At 56.6% G+C, this 19,747-nt stretch carries 17 protein-coding genes and 1 other RNA gene; 9 read left to right on the top strand and 9 right to left on the bottom strand.

The features are described 5' to 3' along the window. The first annotated feature begins 85 nt into the window (after window positions 1–85). A complete protein-coding gene (locus GU3_RS07465; protein ID WP_014291919.1) occupies window positions 86–424 on the top strand; it encodes an outer membrane protein assembly factor BamE in 339 nt (112 codons plus the stop codon). 43 nt (window positions 425–467) lie between these two features. Here the strand turns inward: GU3_RS07465 and GU3_RS07460 are convergent, their stop codons facing one another. Then, complete coding sequence (locus tag GU3_RS07460; RefSeq protein WP_050899361.1) at window positions 468–845, bottom strand: RnfH family protein; 378 nt, start codon at window positions 843–845, stop codon at window positions 468–470. Continuing rightward, window positions 790–1,239: an SRPBCC family protein gene (locus tag GU3_RS07455; protein WP_014291917.1), complete on the bottom strand. Its 450-nt coding sequence runs from the start codon at window positions 1,237–1,239 to the stop codon at window positions 790–792. The genes GU3_RS07460 and GU3_RS07455 overlap by 56 nt, the downstream gene beginning before the upstream one ends. Before the next feature lie 137 nt (window positions 1,240–1,376). Here GU3_RS07455 and smpB point away from each other — a divergent pair, with 137 nt between their 5' ends. From smpB to GU3_RS07435, 5 genes are all read left to right on the top strand, one after another. Beyond that, entirely contained in the window at window positions 1,377–1,862 is a 486-nt protein-coding gene (gene smpB / locus GU3_RS07450) for an SsrA-binding protein SmpB (RefSeq protein ID WP_014291916.1), read from the top strand. 50 nt (window positions 1,863–1,912) lie between these two features. Next, window positions 1,913–2,273, top strand: a transfer-messenger RNA (tmRNA) gene (ssrA, locus tag GU3_RS16715). Window positions 2,274–2,740: 467 nt separating this feature from the next. Next, on the top strand, window positions 2,741–5,191 hold the full coding sequence (gene hsdR, locus GU3_RS07445) for an EcoAI/FtnUII family type I restriction enzme subunit R (RefSeq protein WP_041543026.1): 2,451 nt from the start codon (window positions 2,741–2,743) through the stop codon (window positions 5,189–5,191). A 48-nt stretch (window positions 5,192–5,239) separates the two neighbouring features. Further along, a complete protein-coding gene (locus tag GU3_RS07440) occupies window positions 5,240–6,751 on the top strand; it encodes an N-6 DNA methylase (protein WP_014291914.1) in 1,512 nt (503 codons plus the stop codon). Further along, the gene (locus GU3_RS07435; RefSeq protein WP_014291913.1) at window positions 6,748–8,544 is read left to right on the top strand and encodes a restriction endonuclease subunit S; all 1,797 of its coding nucleotides are present in this window, start codon (window positions 6,748–6,750) and stop codon (window positions 8,542–8,544) included. The genes GU3_RS07440 and GU3_RS07435 overlap by 4 nt, the downstream gene beginning before the upstream one ends. Window positions 8,545–8,604: 60 nt before the next feature. Here GU3_RS07435 and GU3_RS16710 read toward each other — a convergent pair whose 3' ends face one another. The 4 genes from GU3_RS16710 to GU3_RS07415 form a co-directional block, all read right to left on the bottom strand. Then, a complete protein-coding gene (locus GU3_RS16710) occupies window positions 8,605–9,021 on the bottom strand; it encodes a type II toxin-antitoxin system YafO family toxin (protein WP_083829445.1) in 417 nt (138 codons plus the stop codon). A 5-nt stretch (window positions 9,022–9,026) separates the two neighbouring features. Beyond that, a complete protein-coding gene (locus GU3_RS07425; RefSeq protein WP_148265868.1) occupies window positions 9,027–9,590 on the bottom strand; it encodes a hypothetical protein in 564 nt (187 codons plus the stop codon). A 207-nt stretch (window positions 9,591–9,797) separates the two neighbouring features. Next, window positions 9,798–10,610: a class III extradiol ring-cleavage dioxygenase gene (locus tag GU3_RS07420; RefSeq protein WP_014291910.1), complete on the bottom strand. Its 813-nt coding sequence runs from the start codon at window positions 10,608–10,610 to the stop codon at window positions 9,798–9,800. Between the two features lie 53 nt (window positions 10,611–10,663). Beyond that, a complete protein-coding gene (locus tag GU3_RS07415) occupies window positions 10,664–11,131 on the bottom strand; it encodes a DoxX family protein (protein WP_014291909.1) in 468 nt (155 codons plus the stop codon). A 162-nt stretch (window positions 11,132–11,293) separates the two neighbouring features. Between GU3_RS07415 and GU3_RS07410 the strand changes: the two genes are divergently transcribed. Both GU3_RS07410 and GU3_RS07405 read left to right on the top strand, forming a co-directional pair. Then, complete coding sequence (locus GU3_RS07410; protein ID WP_014291908.1) at window positions 11,294–12,223, top strand: LysR family transcriptional regulator; 930 nt, start codon at window positions 11,294–11,296, stop codon at window positions 12,221–12,223. Between the two features lie 101 nt (window positions 12,224–12,324). After that, on the top strand, window positions 12,325–13,896 hold the full coding sequence (locus tag GU3_RS07405) for a diguanylate cyclase (RefSeq protein WP_014291907.1): 1,572 nt from the start codon (window positions 12,325–12,327) through the stop codon (window positions 13,894–13,896). Here GU3_RS07405 and GU3_RS07400 read toward each other — a convergent pair. Then, a complete protein-coding gene (locus tag GU3_RS07400) occupies window positions 13,893–16,514 on the bottom strand; it encodes an EAL domain-containing protein (protein ID WP_041543022.1) in 2,622 nt (873 codons plus the stop codon). The two genes, GU3_RS07405 and GU3_RS07400, sit on opposite strands and share 4 nt — an antisense overlap. A 433-nt stretch (window positions 16,515–16,947) precedes the next feature. On the opposite strand from GU3_RS07400, the gene GU3_RS07395 reads away from it, so the two are divergent. Then, a complete protein-coding gene (locus tag GU3_RS07395) occupies window positions 16,948–17,547 on the top strand; it encodes a Yip1 family protein (protein ID WP_014291905.1) in 600 nt (199 codons plus the stop codon). A gap of 167 nt (window positions 17,548–17,714) precedes the next feature. On the opposite strand, the gene purF is transcribed toward GU3_RS07395, so the two are convergent. Next, a complete protein-coding gene (gene purF, locus GU3_RS07390) occupies window positions 17,715–19,235 on the bottom strand; it encodes an amidophosphoribosyltransferase (RefSeq protein ID WP_014291904.1) in 1,521 nt (506 codons plus the stop codon). A 20-nt stretch (window positions 19,236–19,255) separates the two neighbouring features. Next, a complete protein-coding gene (locus GU3_RS07385) occupies window positions 19,256–19,744 on the bottom strand; it encodes a CvpA family protein (protein ID WP_014291903.1) in 489 nt (162 codons plus the stop codon). Window positions 19,745–19,747: the final 3 nt, after the last annotated feature.

Below are 19,747 nucleotides of genomic sequence, written 5' to 3'. Positions count from 1 at the left end.
CCAAATGGCTGCTGGCCGGTCTGTCTTTTACATCGAAACCGGCAGCCGTTATGATGCCGGCAGGACTCAAAGGACATAATCCCATATGCAACTCAAAAGCTTGTTTTTATCCCTTTTTCTGGCACTGCCCCTGGCCGGCTGCAACCTGGTGTACAAGGTGGATATTCCCCAGGGCAACTACCTTGAAGAAAAGCAGGTGGCCCAGCTTCGCCAGGGCATGACCCGGGAGCAGGTGCGTTACCTGCTCGGAAACCCCATGAGTCAGGATGGCTTCAACCACGACCGCTGGGTGTATCTCTATTATTTCAAACCGGGCCGGGGCGAGCTGGAGCAAAAGCGTCTGGTGCTGGACTTTACCAACGACAGCCTGACCTCCCTTGGCGGTGATTTTGAGGTTCCCGAGGCGTTTTACCAGGGACTTTGAGCACAACATAAAAGCGGAGCCGGGAGCTCCGCTTTTTATTGGCTTATTGGCGAGTGCGTTTGGGATCGGGCCGGCCGCCGGTCACCTTGTCGGCCCGCCCCTCTTCCTTGGCCTGCTCGGCCCGGCGCCGGCGAATCTCCTTGGGATCCGCCAGCAGCGGACGGTAGATCTCAATACGGTCTCCGTCGAAGACCGTCTGATCAAGCTTGACCTGGCGACTGAAAATACCGACGGCATTCTGCTCCAGGTCAATCTCGGGAAACTGACGCAAAATGCCGGACTGCTCAATGATCTCCCGTACGCAGGCATCGGGGGCCACCCGCAGGGTCAGCACCGTCTGTTTCGCCGGCAGGGCGTACACCACTTCAACCTGAATAAGATTCACTGCCGTACACCTCCCGGGCCCGTTCACTGAAGGCATGCACCATGGCGTTGGTGAGCTCCTTGAAGATACCGCCAAAGGCCAGCTCTACCAGTCGTGACTTGAACTCGAAGTGCAGCTTCAGCTCGACCTTGCAGGCGTCCTCATCAAGGGGAATAAAGGTCCAGCCACCATTCAGCGACTTGAAGGGACCGTCCACCAGTTCCATGTTGATCTTGTGATCCTGCTCAAGGCGGTTGCGGGTGGTAAACGTCTTGCGAATGCCGGCCTTGGCCACCTCCAGCGCCGCAGTAATGCTGTTTTCGCTCTTATCAACCACACGGCTGGCCACGCAACCCGGTAAAAACTGGGGATAGTCGTCTACATTGTTGACCAGCTCATACATCTGCTTGGCACTGAACATCACCAGCGCGCTTCGGGTAATACTCGGCATAACCTCTCCTGGCATTCTGACCGGCCGATTTTAACACTTATGGGACCCAGGCTCACCCTCCACTATTGCTCAAAAAGCCGTCGGTCGTCTGCTCACCAATTCCCAAGCACCAAAGGACACCGTATACTGCGGCCACTATGGCAAAAAACAAAACCCAAAAGAAATCCGGCTCCAACACCATTGCCGTTAACCGCAAGGCACGGCACGAATACTCCATTGAGGAAAAATTCGAAGCCGGTGTCGAGTTGCAAGGATGGGAAGTCAAATCGCTGCGGGCCGGCAAGGTCAACATCGGCGAGGCTTACGTGTTCATGCGAAACGGTGAGGCCTTTCTGTTTGCCGCCACCATTACCCCGCTCAACATGGCCTCTACCCATGTGGTCTGTGATCCCTTGCGTACCCGCAAGTTGCTGCTGCACAAGCGTCAGCTGGACCGGCTCACTGGCCTTATCGAACGGGAAGGCTACACCCTGGTGCCGCTGTCCCTGTACTGGTCCAAGTCCTGGGTCAAGGCCGAGATCGGCCTGGTAAAGGGCAAGAAAGCCCACGACAAGCGTCAGGACGTGAAGGAACGAGACTGGCAGCGGGAAAAAGCGCGCATGATGAAACACAAGGGCCGCTGAGTTAGGGCTTGTATTTCAGCATTGTTTGAAATAAGATCAGTTTACAGCTTGGGGCTGATTCAGGATTCGACGAGATTCTCGAACTCCAAGGTGCATGCCGAGGTGCGATAGGCCTCGTTAAACAATCGCAAAAAAATAGTCGCAAACGACGAAAACTACGCACTCGCAGCTTAATAACCTGTAGAGAGCCCTTCTGCCCTAGCTTGCCTGTGACTTAGGGAATCGGAAGGTCATCCTTCACAGGATCGCGTGGATGCCGTGCCTGACGGTTGAAGCGTTAAAACCAATTCAGGATAGTCTGTCTGTGGCGTGTCAGTCCGCAGCAGCTGGCGAATTTAATGACTGACTAAGCATGTAGTACCGACGACGTAGGTTTTTCGGACGCGGGTTCAACTCCCGCCAGCTCCACCAATCGATTGGAAAGGCCCCGCAAGGGGCCTTTTTGTTGATTAAATCAATGACTTATCTATTTATTAGCACTTCCTGAAAAACTACCAAAAACTCGCTTACTGTCACACCTACTGTCATACCTGAAACGCACTTCAGGGGCAGTAATTTCACTCTAATCTCTTCCTCAAATTTTTCCAGCACTCAATGACTGGCGGTGGCTTTTGCCTTTCTGTGCCGGACCTGCTGCAAGCACCGGATTTTCATTAGCCTACGGAGGCTGCATAGCCTCAATAACCTGCACAGCCTGCTGAGGCTAAGCAAGCTGCACAGACTCAATAGCCTGCGGATACTATTGAAGCTGAGCAGCCTATGTAGATTCAGTAAGCTCAGTAAGCTCAGTAAGCTACGCAGTCTGGTTACTAATAATTCAAATGGCACTCCCCCTGTGCCAGAATGGCCAAAAGACTGTGACACGGGACAGCGCAGCCATGACAAAAATAAATAAGTCAGTGCTTACTGAAACCGACATCATCAGCAAGTTTATCCTGCCTTCGGTGAAGGATGCCGGCTGGGACGACATGACTCAGATCCGCCAGGAAGTGAAGCTGCGCGATGGCAAGGTGATTGTGCGCGGCCAGATGGCGGCGCGGAAGAAGGTGAAATCCGCCGACATTGTGCTTTATCACAAGCCCAACCTGCCTCTGGCGGTGATTGAGGCCAAGGCCAACAAGCACGACATTGCCAAGGGCATGCAGCAGGCGCTGGACTATGCCGGTTTGCTGGAAGTGCCGTTTGTGTTCGCCTCCAACGGTGACGGCTTCGTCTTTCACGACAAAACCAACCCGGCGGCACTGGAAACCCAGATCAGCCTCGACGACTTCCCTACCCCGGCTCAGCTCTGGGACAAATACTGCACCTGGAAGGGCTACACTCAGGCGCAGCTGCCCATCATTACCCAGCCCTATCATGATGACGGCAGTGGCAAAATGCCCCGCTACTATCAGCTGCAGGCCATCAACAAGACCATTGAAGCCATCTCTGCCGGGCAGAAGCGCATTCTGCTGGTGATGGCCACCGGCACCGGCAAAACCTACACCGCTTTTCAGATCATCTGGCGACTGTGGAAGGCGCGCAGCAAGAAGCGCATCCTGTTTCTGGCTGACCGTAACATTCTGGTGGATCAGACCCGCATCAACGACTTCCAGCCCTTTGGCTCTGCGATGACCAAGGTGGAAGGCCGCAAGGTTGATCCCGCCTTTGAAATTCACCTGGCGCTGTATCAGGCGTTAACCGGCCCGGAAGAGCAGCAAAAAGCCTACAAGCAGGTGGCTCCCGACTTCTTTGACCTGATTGTGATTGACGAGTGCCACCGAGGCAGCGCCGCCGAAGACAGCGCCTGGCGGGAAATACTCGAATACTTCAGCAGTGCCACTCAGGTGGGACTGACCGCCACGCCCAAGGAAACCGACGAGGTATCCAACTCCGATTACTTTGGCGATCCCGTCTATACCTACTCCCTCAAGGAAGGCATTGAAGACGGCTTTCTCGCCCCCTACAAGGTGGTGCGGGTTGATATCGACATCGACCTGCAAGGCTGGCGTCCCACTAAGGGGCAGACCGACAAGAGCGGCGAGCTGATTGACGACCGCATCTACAACCAGAAAGACTTTGACCGCACCATGGTCATCGACGAGCGCACCCAGCTGGTGGCGGAAACCATTACCAACTACCTCAAGCGCACCGATCCCATGGCCAAGACCATCGTCTTCTGCAACGACATCGACCATGCCGAGCGCATGCGGCAGGCGCTGGTGAACTGCAACCCTGAGCAGGTGCTGAAGAACGACAAGTATGTGATGAAAATCACCGGTGATGATGAACTGGGCAAGGCGCAGCTCGATAACTTCATCAACCCCAAAAAAGCCTATCCGGTGATTGCCACTACCTCAGAGCTGATGACCACCGGCGTGGATGCCCAGACCTGCAAGTTCGTGGTGCTGGATCAGAACATTCAGTCCATGACCAAGTTCAAGCAGATCATCGGACGCGGCACCCGCATTAACGATAAATACGGCAAGCTGTGGTTTACCATTCTCGACTTCAAGAAGGCCACCGAGTTGTTCGCCGACGAGCGCTTCGACGGCATTCCCGAGCGGGTGATGACGGTAACGCCTGAGCAAATCAATGAAGACGACGAGACGCTTGATGAGATCATTGATGGTGAGTCTCAGGAGGAGCTGGACGCCACTGGAGAGGATGGACTGACTATTGGTGAGCCGGATGCGGACTATGAATTTCCGTCTGCCGAAGACGGCGACCACGGCCCCTTGGGCGGTGACGACGATGACGAGCACAGGGTCAGAAAATTTCACGTTAACGGCGTGACCGTCAAGACCATTGCCCAGCGGGTGCAGTATTACGATGCCGACGGCAAGCTGGTCACCGAGTCCTTTCAGGATTACACCCGCAAGACCTTTGCCCGGCAGTTTGCCAGCCTGGACGACTTCATCAAACGCTGGAATGATGCCGAGCGCAAGCAGGCTATCATCGACGAGCTGGCCAACGAGGGCATTATCTGGGAAGTGCTGGAGCAGGAAGTGGGCAAGGATCTCGATCCCTTCGACCTCATCTGCCATGTGGTTTATGATCAGCCCCCGCTCACCCGTCGTGAACGGGCCAACGAGGTAAGAAAGCGCAACTACTTCACCAGGTATTCCGAGACCGCTCAAACCGTGCTGAATGCGCTGCTGGACAAGTATGCTGATGCCGGTGTGCAGGAAATAGAAAGCATGAATGTGCTCAAGGTGCAGCCCCTTGACCGGCTCGGCAACCCCATGGAAATCGTCAAAAAGGGCTTTGGCAGCAAACAGAACTATCAGCAGGCCATCAGCGAGCTGGAAGCCGAAATCTACCAGCTGGCCCCCAAAAAACAGGCCTGATTTGCCGTAGTCCTATTTACACAGCCTAATACCAAAAAGAGAAACATCATGTCGATCAGCTCCATTATCAAATCCATTCAGGACATCATGCGTCAGGACGCCGGTGTGGATGGCGATGCCCAGCGTCTGGGGCAATTGTCCTGGCTGCTGTTCCTGAAGGTGTTCGACGCCCAGGAAGAGGCGCTGGAATTTGAACTGGACGATTATCAGTCCCCCATTCCGGAAAAGTTTCTGTGGCGCAACTGGGCGGCAGACCCGGAAGGCATGACCGGTGACGAACTGCTGGAGTTTGTGAACGACGAGCTGTTCTTTAAGCTCAAGAACATGACCGCCCCCATCGACAAGAACCCCCGTGGCTTTGTGGTGCGCGAAGGCCTGAGCGATGCCTACAACTACATGAAGAACGGCACCCTGCTGCGCCAGGTGATCAACAAGCTCAACGAAATCGATTTCACCAGCTCCAGCGAGCGTCATCTGTTCGGCGACATCTACGAGCAACTGCTGCGCGATCTGCAAAGTGCCGGTAACGCCGGTGAGTTCTATACCCCCCGTGCCGTCACCCGCTTTATGGTTAACCGTGTTGACCCCAGGCTGGGTGAGCGCATTATGGATCCGGCCTGTGGCACCGGCGGCTTTCTGGCCTGCTCCTTTGACCATGTAAAGAACCACTATGTAAAGAACGCCGATGACCATCAGGTGCTGCAACAGCAGATCCTGGGTGTGGAGAAAAAGCAGCTGCCGCACCTGCTGTGCACCACCAACATGATGCTGCATGGCATTGAAGTGCCGGTGCAGATCCGCCACGACAACACCCTGAACCGGCCGCTGTCGAGCTGGGACAGCGACATCGATGTGATTGTGACCAACCCGCCCTTTGGCGGCACTGAAGAGCACGGCATCGAGAAGAACTTTCCGTCCGAGCTGCAAACCCGCGAAACCGCCGATCTGTTCCTGCAACTGATCATCGAGCTGCTGGCCGAGAACGGACGGGCCGCCGTGGTGCTGCCCGATGGCACCCTGTTTGGCGAAGGCGTAAAAACCAAGATCAAGAAGCTGCTCACCGAAGAATGCAACCTGCACACCATAGTCCGGCTGCCCAACGGCGTGTTCAACCCCTATACCGGCATCAAGACCAACCTGCTGTTCTTTACCAAGGGCAAGCCCACTAAAGACATCTGGTTCTACGAGCACCCCTACCCGGCCGGTGTGAAGAACTACAGCAAAACCCGACCGATGAAGTTTGAGGAGTTTCAGGCCGAAATCGACTGGTGGGGCAACGAGGCTGACGGCTTTGCCGCCCGTGTGGAGAACGAGTACGCCTGGAAGGTGGGCATTGATGAAGTGATTGCCCGCAACTTCAACCTCGACATCAAAAACCCCCATGTAGGCGAAACAGTAAGCCACGATCCCGACGAGCTGCTGGCCGCCTTTTCCGAGCAGCAGCAAAGCATTCAAAAGCTGCGTAATCAGCTTAAAACTGTGCTGGGCAACGCCCTGCTGAGCGACGCCGACGAGCCTGAAGCAGTGGCCGAGAAAAACGCCGAGGAGAGCAACGCATGAGCCGGGCGCAAACACTTATCACCGAGAACATTGCCACCTGGACTGGAGCCATTCAGGCCAAATCCACTGCCGGCCGTGGCAGCAGCAACAAGCATGAGCTGTATGGCATCAAAAAGCTGCGGGAGCTAATCCTGGAGCTGGCCGTGCGCGGCAAACTGGTGCCGCAAGACCCAAACGATGAACCGGCCTCCGTATTGCTGGAACGTATCGCCGCCGAAAAGGCCGAGCTGATTAAGCAGGGAAAAATCAAAAAGTCCAAGGCACTGCCGTCTATCAGTGATGAGGAAAAGCCTTTTGAGCTGCCTGAAGGGTGGGAGTGGACACATCTACAAACCATAACCAGTTACGTCCAACGAGGAAAAGGGCCAAACTATTCTGATAGTGGCCAGGTTAGAGTCATTTCACAAAAATGTGTTCAATGGAAAGGGTTTGATATTGAGCCTGCTCGCTATATTAGCGATAGTAGCTTAGACAAATACCAACCGGAAAGATTCTTACAGGAGAAAGATCTTCTGTGGAATTCTACAGGAACGGGAACTGTAGGAAGAATCAACGTATTATCTAACATAAAGCCAAACTCTCTGGTTGCAGACTCTCACGTCACTGTAATCCGGCCACTTCTTACTAGCAGCCTGTTCTTAAACACTTACATTTCCTCGCATTCAGTTCAAAAAAGAATTGAGCCGACTGATGAAAAGTCTCTTGTATCAGGATCCACAAAGCAGGTCGAACTTAGCACAAGTGCTGTTAATTCATTAGTTGTTCCGCTCCCGCCATTAAAGGAGCAACAACGCATTGTCGAGAAAGTCGATGAACTAATGGCCCTCTGCGATCAGCTGGAGCAGCAGACCGAATCCAGCATTGAGGCTCATTCCACCCTGGTCGATACCCTGCTGTCTACCCTGCCCAACAGCGCCGATGCCGACGAGTTGCAGCAGAATTGGGGCAGAATCGCCGGGCATTTCGACACCCTGTTCACCACCGAGCAAAGCATAGACGCCCTCAAGCAGACCATACTGCAACTGGCCGTTATGGGTAAGCTGGTGCGCCAGAACCCGAACGACGAACCCGCCGCCGTGCTCTTGAAGCGTATAGCGGCAGAAAAAGACAGACTGGTTAAAGAGAAAAAGATCAAAAAGCAAAAGCCACTGCCGGAAATCAGTGAAGATGAAGAGCCGTTTGAACTGCCGGAAGGTTGGGAGTGGGTCAAGTTTGGTTTCATTATAACTAGCGCAGAAACTGGTTTGGATCGACCCAAAGCAGAGCAATCACCAGACCAAAAATTTGCGTATTTCAAAATGAACAACATAGGGAACAATGGTGGCATCGAGTGGAAAGATATAACTCGTGTAGATGCCAGTGAGCTAGAGAAAGAAAAATACAAGCTAACCAAGGGTGACTTTTTATTTAACACGAGAAACAGTAGAGAGCTTGTGGGTAAAACCTGCGTCTTTAATAACTCACCAGAAGATGACGTAATTTATAACAATAATATATTAAGAGTTAGACTCTCAAAAATTTCACCTTATTTCATTGACTTCTGGTTTAGATCCACATCAGGTAAAGATCTACTGGAATCTATAAAATCAAGCACAACGAATGTTTGTGCAATCTATCAAGGTAAGCTGGTTCATCTCATTTGCCCTATAGCGCCAGTTTTAGAGCAGAAGAGTATATGCCAAAAAGTTGATGAACTGATGGCCCTCTGCGATCAGCTTAAGCACAAGCTCCAGCAGTCACAGCAAACCCAGGTGCATCTGACCGACGCCATTGTTGAGCAGGCACTGGCCTGATAGCTCTCTTCCAAGCCCCGTTCAGTGAGGGGCTTTTTCTTGCTCTGCGTCTGAATATCGTCAGGAAGAATGAAACGCTTCGGCAATATCGGCATAGCCCGGCAGTCTGGTCAGCTGACGACGACAACGCTCATGAGCCGGCTCGGGGATAACAGCTATCAATAAATAGCGATGTCGTTGGGTCAGATGCTGGACGTAAACCAGAAACATATCACTGGTCTGTTTAATTTGCCTGCGAATACCCAATCGTTTGTAGCGCGTAATCTGCTCATCGGAAAGCAGATGAATATGCCGGAGTTCAGATTGGGCAACATGAGCAGGCCAGTCAAAGGGGACGTCTCTGCCAAAGGTTTCTGGCCGGTGATCTGCCTTGTAGGCAAAAAAGAGACTTTTCAGGCGCTCGGCTTCTTCCTGGCCAAGCGCTTCAATCAGGGAAACGTGCAGTTCAACAGAAGGCAAAACAATGCTGGCAGACATGCAGCTTAGTGGACCAGCTCTCTGGCTTCATCGCCACTCAAGCCCAAGGCCATCAACCCTTTTACAGACACCGCCAACGCCTGGTCTTTGCTGGCAAAAAATGCGCCAGACTCTAAAGGGTCATCTTCCCTGAATTGTTTGAGCACCACATAGAGGTCTTCAAACTGATTACGCACTCTTATAATCGAGTTCAGCACGGTCGTATCCGCCATGCTCGCCTCAGGAGAGGCGTTTAGCTCCAGCTCGGTCTGTATGTATTCAACCTGGCCGGCAAACTGCAAAGCAGCGCTGGACACCAGCTTGAGTGCGGCATCAAGTTCGGACTCATCTATATCGTCCATATCAGCTACTCTTGCAGCCAGCACAGAAAGGTTTGATTGAAGGGCGCCGGCGGCGTTAACGACGTCATCGGCCAGCGCCTGCTGAGCAGACACTGCGGGTGAGGCTGTCTGCATGGAAGAATCTGCCGCACCCACAACCCGATTACCCACCTTGATCAGCTGGTGGGCATCCTGTTTGATGCCGGTTAAGCATAGCGAGAGACTCGCAGCGGTCAGTATCTCTATCACAACAAACCTCTTAATAATCAACAGGTTAAAAAATCATGTAATTTACCTGTTTACTGAGCCACACATTATACGCCAGTGCGACCATAAGCCAAGCATAGCAGCCACAGTGCCAGGCCCCTTTACTGTGACCCAGATTTTGATGATAGAGTGCCTTTGTTACGCACCTTCATACCTGAAACGCATTTAAGGGCTGTTTTTCCTCCCACCTCAATCCATTTTTCTCTGCCAGTAAAACATGCCCGAGCGCTTTCGCAGTATGGTGGCGGAAAGATGCTCGTCGCTGGCCTTGCCGGCCAGGCCATAACAGACATGCAGCGGCAACAGGTGCTCCTCCCGGGGATGGCAAAAGCGGGCATGGGGAGCCTGTTCCCAGTCAATCAGACGGCGGCAGCGCTCGCTTTCGTCCATGTTCTGATTTGAGCAGGTGTCTTCCAGCCAGTCTTCAAAGGCCAGGTTACTGGCACGGATCTCCGGTGTTTCCGGCGCAAAAAACGCGCGCATATTGTGAAACGAAAAGCCGGATCCGATCACCAGCAGGTTATCCTCGTCCAGTGACCGCAAGGCCCGGCCAATGGCAACATGGGTTCTGGCATCGAGACTGTCCACCAGTGACAACTGCACACAGGGAATGTCCGCCTCCGGATACATCAGCTTGAGGGGCACAAAGAGACCATGGTCATAACCCCGTTGCTCGTCCTCGCTGGCCGGAATGCCGGCCTCCTGCAATGCCTGACAAATCCGGTGTGCCAGTGCTGGCTCGCCAGGACAGGGATAACGGATGGAATAGGACTCGGGCGGAAAACCGTAATAATCGTAGATCAGGCCAGGGGTGGCCCCGGAGGTGACGGTCGGCACCCGGGCCTCCCAGTGGGCGCTGATCACCAGAATGGCCGACGGCCTTTCCAGTTTGCCGGCCAGGGCCTGCAGGGTATTCACCATTTCCTGATGATCCGGGTCTCCCAGCAGCGGCATGGGGCCACCGCCATGGGAAATAAAAAGAATATCAGTCGTCTTGCTCATGCTGGTTTCTCCCAGGATAGATACAGTCATCATGGCAGGCCGGAGGGCCGGCCTCAGGCTGCGGAACTCCGGACCTTGCCCAGGGTCGCCTGCAGGCGCTGGTCCAGGGAGAAGTGGCCGGCCCCCTGAATGCCCAGGGCCAGGGTGGCGGCAAAGAGCGCGAGCGCATATTCGTAACCGTTGTTCGACATGAACAGGCCGTTGCCAATGTGAACACTGAAGATGGCCACCAGCATGGTAAAGGCCGACACCAGGGCCGCCGGACGGGTCAGCAGCCCCAACACCAGCGCCAGGCCGCCAAAGAATTCGGCACTGCCGGCCAGCAGCGCCATCAGGTAGCCCGGCGCCAGGCCAATGCTGGCCATCCACTGGCCGGTGCCGTCCAGTCCGTAGCCGCCAAACCAGCCGAACAGTTTCTGGGCGCCATGGGCCGCCAGGATGGCGCCCACTGGCAGGCGCAGCGCCAGGGCGGCATAACCACCGTTGGAATCAAGCAGGTTACGTACAAATTGTGAAGCCATGATATTGCCCTCGTAAATCGATGTGATGCGTGGAACCGGTTGCCTTGCCGGAAAGTGAAACCAGCTTAATCTCATCGAATAAAAACAAAAACAGCGACTTCATTGAGTAATTATCAACGTATTGTTGATAATATAATTCTGTCACTTTTGCGGAGCCCTGCTATGGATCGTATCGACGCCATGCGTGCCTTTGTTGCCGTCACCACCGAAGGCGGTTTTACCCACGCCGCCCGGCGGTTGAACACCTCCCCCCAACAGATCAGCAAACAGGTGTCCCGGCTGGAAGAGCGGCTGGGCGTGCGCCTGCTCAACCGCACCACCCGCAGAGTGCACCTGACCGAAGCCGGCACGCGCTTTGTGCAGCATGCCCAGCAGATCCTGGATGATATCGACGACATGGAAAACCAGCTGGGTAACCTGCAGCAAAGTGCACAGGGGCAATTACGCATCAGTGCGCCGGTCTCTTTTGCTACCCTGCACCTGGCCCCGCTCTTGTGCGATTTTCAAGGTGCGTTTCCGGCCGTGGGGGTTGACCTGCAACTGAACGACCGCAAGGTGGACATCGTGGAAGAAGGCTTTGATATCGCCCTGCGTATTGGCCACCTGAAAAGCTCGTCGCTTATCGCCCGGCGCATTGCCCCCGTCCGGCTGGTGGTGTGCGCTTCCCCCGCCTACCTGGCCCGCCACGGTACCCCCCGCCAACCGGCAGATCTGAAGGGGCACCGCTATCTGCGCTATCACTACATGGAAGACGGTGCCAGCCTGCCGCAATTACATGAATGGCTCGAGGCCGAAGGGCGGGAACAGAGCGGAAGCTTGATCAGCAACAACGGAGAGATGCTGGTAAAGGCCGCCATTGCCGGCGCCGGCATCACCATTCAGCCCACCTTTATCGCCGGTGAGGCCATCGCCGACGGCCGGTTGCAGATCCTGCTGCCTGAGTACGAACCGGCTCCCATGGGGCTGTATGCGGTCTATGCCCATCGCAAACTGCAGGCCAGCAAGGTCACCTGTTTTCTTGACTTTATCGACGGCTACTTCGGCGACCCGCCCCGCTGGGATGTGTTTGATAACACGGCAACTTCAGTCTGACGCGGCCGGCCCGGGCGGTGGTCATGGCGGTTAAATTTCATTACTATTACGAACAATTTGCCATCAGGCACACCACTCCCCCGTTTCCAGGTTCTGTATTCATGTCATCCAGCCCGCTGCCCCGGCTCAACCTTCGCAACCTGATGCTGGCCATGGCCATCTTCAGCGTGGTGATCACCCTGTGCAACAGCTTCTATGCCACCTACGAGGTACAGCGCACCCTGCTTATCAACAACACCCTGGAAGCCAACCGGGTGTACGCGGCCAAGCTGGCGGAAATGACCGAGAGCTTTATTCAGTCCACCCGTCAGCAACTGGCTTACAGTGCCACTGAACTGGTCACGAAAATGGCTGACGAACCGGCGCTGATGGCGGAGGCCCGGCGGCTGCATGCACAGAGCAATACCTTCAACTCCGTGGTGGTGGTCAACGCCGCCGGCGTGGTCCTGGCCACCTCCCCCGATACCCTGAACATGAAGGGATTCAAGCTTACCTCCACCCGTGCCCGGCAGTCGTTGGAGGCGAAAAAGCCCCTGATCACCGATCCCTTTGTGTCTCCGTCCGGCAACTATATCGTCAGCCTCTCCCATCCGGTGTTTGCCGCCAACGGCGACTATCTCGGCTATATCGCCGGCACCATCTATCTGCAACAAAGCAACATTCTGGGAGAGCTGCTCGGCAAACACTACTACCAGGACGGCTCCTACCTGTATGTGGTTGACCGTCACCAGACCCTGATTTACCACCCGGAGGCCACCCGTATCGGCGAACGCATCAGCGGGAACAACGCCATCGAGGAAGTGCTCCAGGGCCGGGAATATGCCCATCACGTGGTCAACTCCCAAGGCATCGACATGCTCGCCGGTTTTGCGCCGGTGGCCAGCACCGGCTGGGGCATAGTGGTACAACGACCCAAGGCCGCTACTCTGGCGGGCATAAACGAACATCTGCTGAGCGTGGTGCTGAAAAGCCTTCCCGTAGGGCTGCTGACCCTGGCAGGGATCTGGTTGTCGGCGCTGTTTATCTCCCGTCCCTTATGGCAGCTGGCTACCTCCGCCGGCCTGATGAACAAGCAAAGCGCACAGGCCGATATTTCCGGCGTACGCTCCTGGTATTTTGAGGCGGCCCAGCTCAAGCGGGCCATTTTGCGGGGCATTGGCCTGCTCAATGAGCGCATCAACAAGCTGCATACCGACAGCCACACCGATACCCTCACCGGCCTGCTCAACCGCCGGGGCATGCAGCATGTGCTGGACAGCTATGAGCAGGAAAAGACGCCATTTTCGGTGATCGCGCTGGATATTGACCACTTCAAGCAGGTCAATGACACGTTCGGCCACGATACCGGTGATCTGGTCATTCAGACCCTGGCCAAAGTGATGCAGGAGCAGGCGCGCCGGGGCGATACCCTGTGCCGCAGCGGCGGCGAGGAATTCATGATCTTTCTTCCCGCCACCTCCGCCAACAACGCCCGCGAGGTAGCCGAGCGCCTGCGCAGACACGTGGCCAACATGGCCATCACCGGGGTCGGCCACATTACCCTGTCTCTGGGCATTGCCCACTGGCCCGAGACCGGCACGGCCATTGGCCAGGTATTAAAGCAGGCCGACCGCGCCCTCTACCAGGCCAAACGCGAAGGCCGCAACCGAGTGATCCTCAGCGAAACGCTTTAAGAGCAGAGGCGCTCGGCCAGCATGGCCTCCACCACCTCGGCGGGCTCGGGACGGGACAGCAGGTACCCCTGATAGTGGTGGCAGCCGTGCTGATGCAGCAACTGGCGCTGGGCCTCGGTTTCCACCCCTTCCGCGATCACTTCCAGCTTCAGGCTGTGGGCCATGGCGACGATGGCCTGAATGATACTCAGGCTGTTTTCATCGGCAGGCAGGGCGCGCACAAAAGACTGATCGATCTTGAGCTGATCCAAGGGTAACTGCTGCAGATACAGCAGGGAGGAATAGCCGGTACCAAAATCATCAATGGCAAAGCGGACACCGTGGGCTTTCAGGGTCTGCATGCGGGCAATGGCGGTGGGCATGTCATCCAGCAGCATGGATTCGGTAATTTCCAGCTTGATCGCCGTCGGACTGACCCCGGTCTGCTCAAAAATGGCCAGCACGTCTTCAATAAATTCCGCCTGATACAGCCGGGCGGCACTGATGTTGACCGACAGGGTAAAATCGCGAAACGCCGGCAGCCGCGCCCAGGCCGCCATTTGCCGGCAGGACTGGGTCAGCACCATGCGATCGATGCGGTTCATCAGGCCGGCTTCATCGGCCACGGCAATAAAGGCGCCGGGCGCCAGCACGCCCCGCTCGGGATGGTACCAGCGCACCAGGGCTTCGGCGCCGATCATGTGCCCCTGAAAGTCGAACTGGGGCTGAAAATGCGCCCTGAATTCCTCGGCTTCCAGGCCGCGTAAAATGTCCTCTTCCAGGCGCAGTCGCTGCGCCACCACTTCCTGCATGCGAGGATCGAAGAACCGCAGCTTGCCCTTGCCGCCGCGCTTGGCGTCATACATGGCCAGCTCCGCCTGCTGCACCAGCTCATCGGGCGCCAGCTCGCTGTTTTCCAGCAACACCACTCCCATGCTGGCGCTGCAGCGCAACATATGATTCTCGTGCACATACGGCTGCTCCAGCAACGCCAGCAAGCGATGGCCGGTTTGCTCCAGCAGGGCGGCAGCGCGGTTGCGATCCCGTGGCAGGCCGGTCAACAGCACCACAAACTCGTCCCCCCCCAGCCGCGCCACCATGTCCTGCTCCCGCAGCGACTTGTTCAGCCGCTGGGCCGCCTGCAGCAACAGCTGATCTCCCACCGCCAGGCCCCAGAGGTCGTTGATGTCCTTGAAGTTGTCGAGATCGATAAACACCAGCCCGGCGCCGTGACGGTCGTCCTGATGCTGCCGAATACGTTCATTGAGAGAGCGGCGGTTGGGCAGGCCGGTCACCCCATCATAAAACGCCAGGTGATTGATGCGCTCTGCATCCTTCTTGCGCTGGGTAATGTCGGTAATGGAGGCCACATAATGACTGACGGTGCCCTGTTCGTCGCGCACCGCGCTGATCGACAACCACTGGGGGTATACCTGGCCGGATTTGCGCTTGTTGCAGATTTCCCCCTGCCAGTGCCCCTGCTCGTTGATGCATTGCCACATTTGCCGGTAAAACTCGGGGCCGTGCTGGCCGGAGCTGAACAGGGCCGGGGTGTAACCCATCACCTCGTCGGCGGTATAGCCGGTAATGTCGGTAAAGGCCCGGTTGACCCGCAAGATTCGGTTCTGGGCATCGGTCACCAGCATGCCTTCAAAACTTTCAAAGGCCACCGCCGCAATTCGCAGCTCGGTTTCATTGCGCACCCGCTGGGTGATATCCCGAGTGAGCACCACCACGGCGCGCCGGTGATCCAGGGGAGCGTCCATGGCCTGGGCCTGGCTTTCAAAAATCCGCCGGCCCTCAAAGGTCTCCAGCTCATACACCAGGCGGTGGGGGTGCGTCCGCGTCAGGGTTTCGCGAATGAAGTTCACGAACATCTCGGCCTGTTCGGCCTTGAACAACTCGTCCACCCGCTTGCCGATCACGCTGTCGTCCACGGGATACAGCAGGGAGGGTTGGGAAGCCATGACCTCCAGGTAACGGCCGTCCTCGTCCATCACGAACATCAGATCCGGCAGGGCACCGGTAATGGCCCGCAAGCGAGACTCGCTTTCCTTCAGGGCCGCCTGCTCCCACTGCCGCTGCTCCGCATCCCGCAGAATATGTGTCAGCATCAGGGTCAGTGGCACCATCACCGCCAGAAAAGGCCAGAGGTGCACCGGCAGCAGCAGCCGGCTCTCCGGCCCCATCAGCAGCGTCACCACAACAAGGGTACCGGCATGAAGCAGCAACACCACCGGCAACAGGTGTCGGATCCGGATTTGCAGCCAGCCTTGGGTCACGCAATGGCGAAAGCCCAGGCCAAGCAACAGCGCCAGCCAGAGATTAATGAGGCCGGTGATGGCGCCGTCCCCACCGATCCAGAGCCGAAAGCCCCCGGCCATCAGGGCCGCCAGGGCACCGGACAGCGGGCCGGCAAACAGCCCGGCCACAAACATGACGCCGTTACGGGCATCCAGCAAAACGCCGGGCGCCACGGTCAGGGGCTGGATCATGCAGACCGTGGTCGCCAGCCCGAACCAGAAACCGGACGTCAGGATCATCAGCCGGGGGTTATGCCAGCCCTTGCGCACATTGAGCGACAGCGCCCAGCCCATGGCCAGCAAAATAATGGCCTGTTGAATTACGGTTGCGAGCATGGATATCGAAAAATGACGACCGGGCACATCAAGCAGCCTCCATTCAGAAGCTGCACCAGCCAGAAGTCATTGTTTTTCTTATTGGCGGTTTAAAGTGCGGGCAGTCTATCAGAGAACGCTAAAATCCCCTATGTAAACAAGGCCGTTTTGCCTTAAAAGCCACCACCTCGGGCGTTTTTTTGAGTGACCTCTCATCCCGCCGGCCATGGCCGGCGGGGCCGTCTCGGTACCCACTGACTGGCGGCAACAGGCGCACCCGCCACCACCGTGATGGCCATGTTAGCAATCGCTTAATTATTGTGGTTTATACGTAGAAAAACTTGACGCAGGTCATGGCATGACCAATAACTAATCAGAGGCGAAGCGAACACCCTCGTTTCAACTCACACCCGTTTTCAGCCAGCCGGCTGCGGAATATTTGGGGGAAAGAGCCATGATTTTAAACCACATCTGGGGTCTGTATGCCCACCCCAAGGATGAGTGGCATACCATAGACGATCACCATGAAAGCCTGACCTACAGCCTGACACACCTGGCGTTCATCGCCCTGATCCCGTCTGTCTGCACCTTTATTTCGGCCACCCTCATCGGCTGGAATTTCGGTACCCAGAACACCATCATGATGACCACCCCAAGCGCGCTGGTGATGTCGGTGGGCATGTACTTCACCCTTATCGGCGGCGTCTTTGCCCTGGCCTATCTCACCTACTGGATGGCCAAAACCTTTGGCGCCAGCCCGACCTTTACCCAAAGCATGGAGCTGGCCGCCTACACCGCCACGCCGTTGTTCATGACCGGGCTGGCGGTGCTCTATCCGGAGCCGGTGTTCCTGATGCTGGTGGGGCTGGCGGGCCTGGCCTACTCGGTCTACCTGCTCTATTCCGGTGTGCCCATCATCATGCACATTCCGGAAGAGCGCGGCTTTATCTATGCCAGTTCGGTCGTGACCTGCGGCCTTATTCTGCTGGTGTGCATCATGGTCGGCTCGGTCATCGTATGGAGCTGGGGCATCGGGCCGGTGTATACCTATTAAGGTGGCACGCAAAACGTAAAAAGCCGGGGAACTCCCCGGCTTTTTTATGGAGCGCAGGCGGCCCGCCTGCCATTTGCCGCGAAGCGGCAATGCGTTCAAAAGGAGCGCCCTTCAGACGCTAATGCGGGCAAGCCGCCCCTATTCAGGGACAAGACCCGCGCTCCAACTTAAGACTGGCCTTCGTTGTACATTTCCAGATGGCTGTTATCGATGCTGTCTTTCTGCCGGGCACTGTCGTTACGCTGGGAGTTGAGCGCGTCCAGGTATTCCTGGTTCACATCCTGGGTCACGTACTCGCCGGTAAACACCGAGGTCTCGAAGCGGCGCAGCTCGGGGTTGAAATGGCGCACCGCGTCTTCCAGATCTTCCAGCTCCTGGAAGATCAGGCCGTCGGCACCGATCAGCTTGCAGATTTCCTCGGACTCGCGGCCATAGGCGATCAGCTCGTTGGCCGAGGGCATGTCGATACCGTACACGTTGGGGAAACGAATTTCCGGTGCCGCCGAGGCGAAATACACCTTCTTGGCACCCGCGTCCCGGGCCATTTGAATGATCTGCTCGGAGGTGGTGCCGCGCACGATGGAGTCGTCCACCAGCAGCACGTTCTTGCCGGCAAACTCGGACGGAATGGCATTGAGCTTGCGGCGCACCGACTGCCGGCGCTGCTGCTGGCCGGGCATGATAAAGGTACGGCCGATATAACGGTTTTTCACAAAGCCCTGGCGGTACGGCAACTGCAGGTTGTGGGCAATCTCCAGGGCGATGTCGCAGGAGGTTTCCGGAATGGGGATCACCACGTCGATGTTGAGATCTTCCCACTCCCGGGCAATTTTGGCGCCCAGCTTCTGGCCCATGCGCACCCGGGCGGCATACACCGACACCTTGTCGATAAAGGAGTCGGGGCGGGCAAAATACACGTACTCGAAAATGCAGGAGTGGTGCTGGGGCTCGGCGGCACACTGCTGGGTGAACAGCTCGCCCTGCTCGGTGATGTAGACCGCCTCACCGGGCGCCACGTCGCGGATCAGTTCAAAGCCCACCGCATCCAGGGCCACGCTCTCGGAGGCCACCATGTATTCGGTGCCCCCATTTTCGGCATCGCGCTTGCCCAGCACCAGCGGACGAATGCCGTTGGGATCGCGAAATGCCAGCATGCCATGGCCGATGATCACCGCCACGGCGGCATAGGCACCACGCACCTTCTCGTGCACCTTGGCCACGGCGGCGAACACGTGCTCCGGCTCCAGGTGCAGCTTCTGGGTTTGCTGATCCAGCTCGTGCGCCAGCACGTTGATCAGCACTTCCGAGTCGGAGGTGGTGTTGATGTGGCGGCGGGCCACCCGGAACTGCTCTTCCTTCAGCTCGGCGGCGTTGGTCAGGTTGCCGTTGTGGGCCAGGGCAATACCAAAGGGCGAGTTCACGTAAAAGGGCTGAGCCTGGGCCACACTGCTGCTGCCGGCGGTGGGATAACGGACGTGGCCGATGCCGACGTTACCGATGAGGCGCTCCATGTGGCGCTCTTCAAACACATCCCGCACCAGGCCGTTGGCCTTGCGCTGGCGGAAGGTATCACCGGAGATGGTGACGATGCCGGCGGCATCCTGTCCTCTGTGCTGAAGTACCGTCAGGGCATCGTAAAGCGCCTGGTTTACCGGGGTCGTACCTTGAATACCGACAATCCCACACATGTCCAAATTTCCTCGAATTACTATAGCTTGGGGGGTAAAAAGCTGGATGAATTCTGCAGCATGTTAAAAAACCACTGGATCACGATACCAAACTCGGGAATGAGCACGGAGTCCTTCCACCACGGACTATGGGGAAAGGCGGTCAGGGTATCGACAAACAGCAGCAGCGCGGCAACGATAAAGACGCCACGCACGGCGCCAAAACAGACGCCCAGCACCCGGTCAGTGCCCGACAGGCCGGTACGGGTGACCAGCTCGCCGATAATGTAGTTGACCAGGGCGCCCAGGATCAGGGTGAGCACAAACAGAATGGCAATGGCGGTGCCATTGCGAAACAGCGGATCGGTGATATCGAGAAACACCGCCAGATCGGCGTAAAAACGGCTGGCGATGAAAAAGGCGGCCACCCAGGTGGCGAGCGACATGGCTTCCTTGACGAAGCCCCGGACCAGGCTGATGAGGGCCGACAGGCCGATAATGCCGAGTATTACGTAGTCTATCCAAACCATCAT

The sequence above is a fragment of the Oceanimonas sp. GK1 genome (assembly GCF_000243075.1).
In the GTDB taxonomy this organism is placed as follows: Bacteria; Pseudomonadota; Gammaproteobacteria; order Enterobacterales; family Aeromonadaceae; genus Oceanimonas.
This window is presented reverse-complemented; position numbering and strand designations above follow the sequence as displayed.

Excerpts from the sequence above, each read along its gene's own strand:
- GU3_RS07455 (WP_014291917.1), bottom strand. The coding sequence starts at position 1,239 with ATGCCGAGTATTACCCGAAGCGCGCTGGTGATGTTCAGTGCCAAGCAG.
- GU3_RS07435 (WP_014291913.1), top strand. The coding sequence starts at position 6,748 with ATGAGCCGGGCGCAAACACTTATCACCGAGAACATTGCCACCTGGACT.
- GU3_RS16710 (WP_083829445.1), bottom strand. The coding sequence starts at position 9,021 with ATGTCTGCCAGCATTGTTTTGCCTTCTGTTGAACTGCACGTTTCCCTG.
- GU3_RS07460 (WP_050899361.1), bottom strand. The coding sequence starts at position 845 with ATGCCTTCAGTGAACGGGCCCGGGAGGTGTACGGCAGTGAATCTTATT.
- GU3_RS07415 (WP_014291909.1), bottom strand. The coding sequence starts at position 11,131 with ATGGCTTCACAATTTGTACGTAACCTGCTTGATTCCAACGGTGGTTAT.
- GU3_RS07440 (WP_014291914.1), top strand. The coding sequence starts at position 5,240 with ATGTCGATCAGCTCCATTATCAAATCCATTCAGGACATCATGCGTCAG.
- GU3_RS07395 (WP_014291905.1), top strand. The coding sequence starts at position 16,948 with ATGATTTTAAACCACATCTGGGGTCTGTATGCCCACCCCAAGGATGAG.
- hsdR (WP_041543026.1), top strand. The coding sequence starts at position 2,741 with ATGACAAAAATAAATAAGTCAGTGCTTACTGAAACCGACATCATCAGC.
- GU3_RS07400 (WP_041543022.1), bottom strand. The coding sequence starts at position 16,514 with ATGCTCGCAACCGTAATTCAACAGGCCATTATTTTGCTGGCCATGGGC.
- purF (WP_014291904.1), bottom strand. The coding sequence starts at position 19,235 with ATGTGTGGGATTGTCGGTATTCAAGGTACGACCCCGGTAAACCAGGCG.
- GU3_RS07465 (WP_014291919.1), top strand. The coding sequence starts at position 86 with ATGCAACTCAAAAGCTTGTTTTTATCCCTTTTTCTGGCACTGCCCCTG.
- GU3_RS07410 (WP_014291908.1), top strand. The coding sequence starts at position 11,294 with ATGGATCGTATCGACGCCATGCGTGCCTTTGTTGCCGTCACCACCGAA.
- GU3_RS07420 (WP_014291910.1), bottom strand. The coding sequence starts at position 10,610 with ATGAGCAAGACGACTGATATTCTTTTTATTTCCCATGGCGGTGGCCCC.
- GU3_RS07405 (WP_014291907.1), top strand. The coding sequence starts at position 12,325 with ATGTCATCCAGCCCGCTGCCCCGGCTCAACCTTCGCAACCTGATGCTG.
- GU3_RS07385 (WP_014291903.1), bottom strand. The coding sequence starts at position 19,744 with ATGGTTTGGATAGACTACGTAATACTCGGCATTATCGGCCTGTCGGCC.
- smpB (WP_014291916.1), top strand. The coding sequence starts at position 1,377 with ATGGCAAAAAACAAAACCCAAAAGAAATCCGGCTCCAACACCATTGCC.